This window comes from Streptomyces prasinopilosus, from assembly GCF_001419695.1.
Taxonomy (GTDB): domain Bacteria; phylum Actinomycetota; class Actinomycetes; order Streptomycetales; family Streptomycetaceae; genus Streptomyces; species Streptomyces prasinopilosus.
In genome coordinates, this window is the sequence record NZ_LIRG01000710.1 from 1 (window position 1) to 4577 (window position 4577).

The window sequence follows — 4577 nt, forward strand, 5'->3', positions numbered from 1 at the left end:
ACGTGGTGTTCCCGGCCGCGCGGCCGGGAACACCACGTGCCACACCACGCGCCAGCTGCTCGCGCCGTCGACCCTCGCGGCCTCGATGACCTCGTCCGGCAGCGCCTGCAGCAGGTACTGCCGCATGAAGAACACGCCGAACGCGCTCACCAGCGACGGGAAGATCACCGCCTGCAGCTGGTCGGACCAGTCCAGCTTGGCGACCATCATGTACAGCGGGATGATGCTGAGCTGCGGCGGCACCATCATCGTGCCGATCACGATCAGCATCAGCGCGTTGCGGCCCCTGAAGCGCAGCTTGGCGAAGGCGAACCCGGCGATCGTCGACAGCACGACGATGGTCACCGCCGAGATGCCCGCCACGATCGTGGTGTTGAGGAAGGCCTCACCGAGGTTGGCGTCCTTCCAGGCGATCTCCAGGTTCTTGAACAGGTTGGAACCGAACCAGAGCGGCGGCGGGTTCTGGGCCAGCCGCTGGTTGTCCCGGGAAGCGGCGATCGCGGTCCACACCAGCGGGAACAGCGACACGATCGTGAACACGATCAGGATCGCGTACGCGATCGGACCGCCGTGCAGCGTTCCGCCGGCCCGCGCCGACTTCGGCAGGCGCGAGCGCTTCGGCGCCTTGGCGGGGGCGGTCTCGGGGGGCGTCACAGTCGTCGTCACGGCCACAACTCCTTAACTGCTGGCGCGCAGCCGGCGCGAGATGAGCTGGTTGATGATGCCGATGACGATCAGGATCGCGAACATCGTCCAGGCGATCGCCGAGGCACGGCCCAGGTGCTGGTTCACCCAGCCCTGTTCGTACAGGTACAGGCCGAGCGTCTGGAACTGGTGCTCCGCACCGCCGGACGCGCCCTTGTTGGCGTCGAACAGCAGCGGCTCACCGAAGACCTGGCTGGCGCCGATGGTGGAGACCACCACCGTGAACAGGATCGTCGGACGCAGCGAGGGCAGCGTCACGTGGACGAACTGCTTCCAGCGGCTGGCGCCGTCCAGCGCCGCCGACTCGTACAGGTCCTGCGGGATCGCCTGCATCGCGGCCAGGTAGATCAGCGCGTTGTAGCCGGTCCAGCGCCAGATGATGATCGCCGACACGGCGAACTGCGAGGGCCACTTGTCGCCCTGCCAGTCGACCGGGTCGATCCCGACGGAGCCGAGCGCCCAGTTGATCATGCCGTAGTCGTAGCCGAAGAGCAGGACGAACACCAGGGAGGCGGAGGCGATCGAGGTGGCGTACGGCGCGAGCATCGCGACCCGGTAGAAGGTCGAGGCCCGCAGCTTGTAGTTGAGGATGTGGGCGATGCCCATCGCCACCAGCAACTGCGGAACCGTTGCGATGATGCCGATGGTCAGGGTGTTCTCGGCCGCGTTCCAGAAGAACTCGTCGTCGAAGATCCGGGTGTAGTTCTTCAGCCCGACCCAGTCCATGTCGGTCGGGGCGGTCAGCTCCACCTGGTGCAGCGAGGCCCAGCCCGTGTAGATCAGCGGGAACAGGCCGAAGGCGAGGAACAGCAGGAAGAAGGGCGAGACGAACGCGTACGGGCTCCAGCGCATGTCCCGCTGCCAGCGGCGGGACAGCTTGGCCCGGCGTCGCTGCGCCTTGTCCATGGGTGCGGAGCCCCCGGGCGGACGGCCCGGGGCCGCGCCCCCCTCGACGGGGGGCGCGGCGGTGTCGTGGCGGGCGGCCATTCAGGTCACTTGTCCAGGTTGTTGTCGATGGTCTTGGTGGCCGTCTCCCAGGCCTCCTCGGCGGACTTGCCCTTCGTGACGAGGATGACGCCGTTGTCCGTCAGGCCCTGCTGGATGATCTGGTCCTTCGGGCCGATCACCTGGTCCGGGATCTGCTTCGCGGCCTCGGAGAAGATCTCGCCGATCGGGCTGTCACCGGTCATCTCGTTCTTCGCGCCGGTCACCTCCGCGCTGTCGTACGCGCCCGGGGCGCTCGGGAAGCTGCCCTGCACCTTGAACAGCTTCGCCTGCTGCTCGGGCGCGGTCAGCCAGGCCACCAGCTTCTGGGCCTCCTCGACGTTCTTGCCGCTCTTCGGCACGCCCAGGAAGGAACCGCCCCAGTTGCCGGACTTGGGCGCCACGGCGACGTCCCACTTGCCGGCGGCGTCGGGCTGCGACTTGCCCTTGATGTAGCCGAGCATCCACGGCGGGCAGGCGACGGTGGCGAACTTGCTGTTGGCGATGGTCGTGTCCCAGGCCGGCTGGAACTGCGTCTGCGACTGGACCAGGCCCTTCTCGGCGGCCTCGGCGGTCAGGTCGAAGGCGGCCTTGACGGCGGGGTTCGACTTGTAGATGACCTCGCCGGAGGAGTCGTAGAACTTCTCCTTCTCACTGCTGAGGACGGCGTTGATCAGGCCACCGGGGGAGTCCATGAAGAAGGTGCCGCCGCCGGCCGCCTTCTTGTACTTCTCACCGGTCTCGATGAACTTGTCCCAGTCGCCGGCCCACAGCTTGCCGACCTCCTCGCGGTCGGTCGGCAGACCGGCCTTGTCGAAGAGGTCCTTGCGGTAGCAGATGGCCATCGGGCCGACGTCCGTGCCGAGGCCTATGGTCTGGCCGTCCTTGGAGGTGGCCTGCTCCCACTTCCAGTCCAGCCAGCCGGACTTGTCCACGCCCTCGACCTTGGACATGTCCGTGAACTTGTCCGCCTGGGTGCCGACGACCTCGGCGATGTTGGCGACCTCGATCGCCTGGACGTCCATCAGACCGCTGTTGGTGGTCAGGTGGTTGACGAGAGCCGGGTAGTAGTTCTCGTTCCGCTCGATCACGTTCTCGGCGATCTTGATGTCCGGGTTCAGCTTCTCGTACTCGGCGTAGAGACCGGCTTCCTTGAAGCCCATGGTGCCGAACAGGCCCAGCGTGATGGTGGTCTTGCCCTCGCCGCCGGACGAGGATCCGGAGTCGTCGTCTCCACCGTCGTCGGCACAGCCGGCCAGCAGCCCCGTGCCCAGCGACACCACGGCCGCGATGGCCAGTGCCTTGCGGGTGAAGAGCTTCCCCCCGTTCGTGCGCTGCCGGGAGAGGGGGAGGGTACGTGCTCGCATTGCGTCCTCCTGTTGCCCTGACGTGCCGACCCCCCGGCCAACGGCGTTGTTGGGCCCGTTTGTTACTGCTGCGGCTCGGGCGGGGAACGTGCGGGTTGTGTATGTGTCAGGTACCGTGGGAGCGCTCCCACAGGTGATGTGTTGAAGGGTCGCGGGTCCTGGCGGGGGTGTCAAGGGAGCGGACGAAGAGAACCGTGTTCAGTTATCGGGCTGTTAACTGGAGACCCGGACGGTGCCGTGCGGCGTCCCCGGCCCCGGACGGTACTCCCGTCGGCGGCCGCCGTCGCGTGCGGGGCTGTTAGATTCCAGGCCAGCGTGACATGCGAGGGAAAGCGGGGCGTACATGGCAAGCCACGGAGCGCGGGGCCGCGGGGGTGGCCGTCCCACCCTCGAGGAGGTGGCGGCGCGCGCCGGTGTCGGCCGGGGCACGGTCTCCCGGGTGATCAACGGTTCGCCCCGGGTGAGCGACGCGACCCGCGCCGCCGTGGAGGCCGCCGTCGCGGAGCTCGGTTACGTCCCGAACACGGCCGCCCGCGCCCTGGCCGCCAACCGCACCGACGCGATCGCGCTGGTCGTGCCCGAGCCGGAGACCCGGTTCTTCGCCGAGCCGTACTTCTCGGACATCCTGCGCGGGGTGGGGGCGGCGCTCTCCGACACCGAGATGCAGCTGCTGCTGATCTTCGCGGGCAGTGACCGGGAGCGGCAGCGCCTCGCCGACTACCTGGCCGCGCACCGGGTGGACGGTGTGCTGCTGGTCTCCGTGCACGCCGACGACCCGCTGCCCGACATGCTCGCCCGGCTGGAGATCCCGGCGGTGATCAGCGGCCCCCGGTCGGCCGCGGAGGCGCTGACCTCGGTCGACTCCGACAACTACGGCGGGGCCCGGCAAGCCGTCGAGCACCTCGTCGCCCGGGGCCGGCGGCGCATCGCCCACATCACCGGCCGCCTCGACGTGTACGGCGCGCAGCGGCGCGTCGACGGCTACCGCGACGCCCTGCGCGACGCGGGCCGCCCGGTGGACGACCTGATGATCGAGGCGGGCGACTTCTCCGAGGAGGGCGGCCGGCGGGCGATGGCGGCACTGCTGGAGCGCCGCCCGGACCTGGACGCGGTCTTCGCCGCGTCCGACGTGACCGCCGCCGGCGCCCGGCACGCGCTGCGGGAGGCGGGCCGCCGCATCCCCGAGGACGTGGCCCTGGTCGGTTACGACGACTCCGCCATCGCCCGCCACATGGACCCGCCGCTGACCAGCGTGCGCCAGCCCATCCAGGAGATGGGCCGCACGATGATCGGCCTCCTCCTCGCCGAGGTCGCCGACCGCCGCCCGGCCGCCTCCCGGGAACTGGACCGGCGCCAGGTGGTGCTGGCCACGGAGCTGGTGGAGCGCGCCTCGTCGTGACCCCGTCCGGCGCGCCCGGACGGGGCGGAGGCGCGGAGGTCTTCCGCGCCGTCCGGCGGGGCGCCGTTCGCCGCCCGCGTCGGGCTTTCGCCGTGCGCGCCGGGGCGGCGAACGGCGCCCCG

The 4577-nt window shown here is 69.7% G+C and carries 4 protein-coding genes; 1 reads left to right on the plus strand and 3 read right to left on the minus strand.

The window, feature by feature from the left end; all coding sequences use genetic code 11:
• The 3 genes from AOK18_RS24990 to AOK18_RS25000 all read right to left on the minus strand — a co-directional run.
• Positions 1-666, minus strand: a 666-nt coding sequence (locus AOK18_RS24990; protein WP_055695796.1) for a carbohydrate ABC transporter permease, incomplete at its 3' end; no start/stop codon positions are given.
• A gap of 12 nt (positions 667-678) precedes the next feature.
• Positions 679-1692 (minus strand): carbohydrate ABC transporter permease, encoded by a 1014-nt coding sequence (locus AOK18_RS24995; protein ID WP_055695794.1) that lies wholly within the window; start codon positions 1690-1692, stop codon positions 679-681.
• A gap of 5 nt (positions 1693-1697) precedes the next feature.
• Entirely contained in the window at positions 1698-3056 is a 1359-nt protein-coding gene (locus tag AOK18_RS25000) for an ABC transporter substrate-binding protein (RefSeq protein WP_055574652.1), read from the minus strand.
• Between the two features lie 343 nt (positions 3057-3399).
• On the opposite strand from AOK18_RS25000, the gene AOK18_RS25005 reads away from it, so the two are divergent.
• Entirely contained in the window at positions 3400-4455 is a 1056-nt protein-coding gene (locus tag AOK18_RS25005; protein WP_055695795.1) for a LacI family DNA-binding transcriptional regulator, read from the plus strand.
• The last annotated feature ends 122 nt before the right edge of the window (positions 4456-4577 follow it).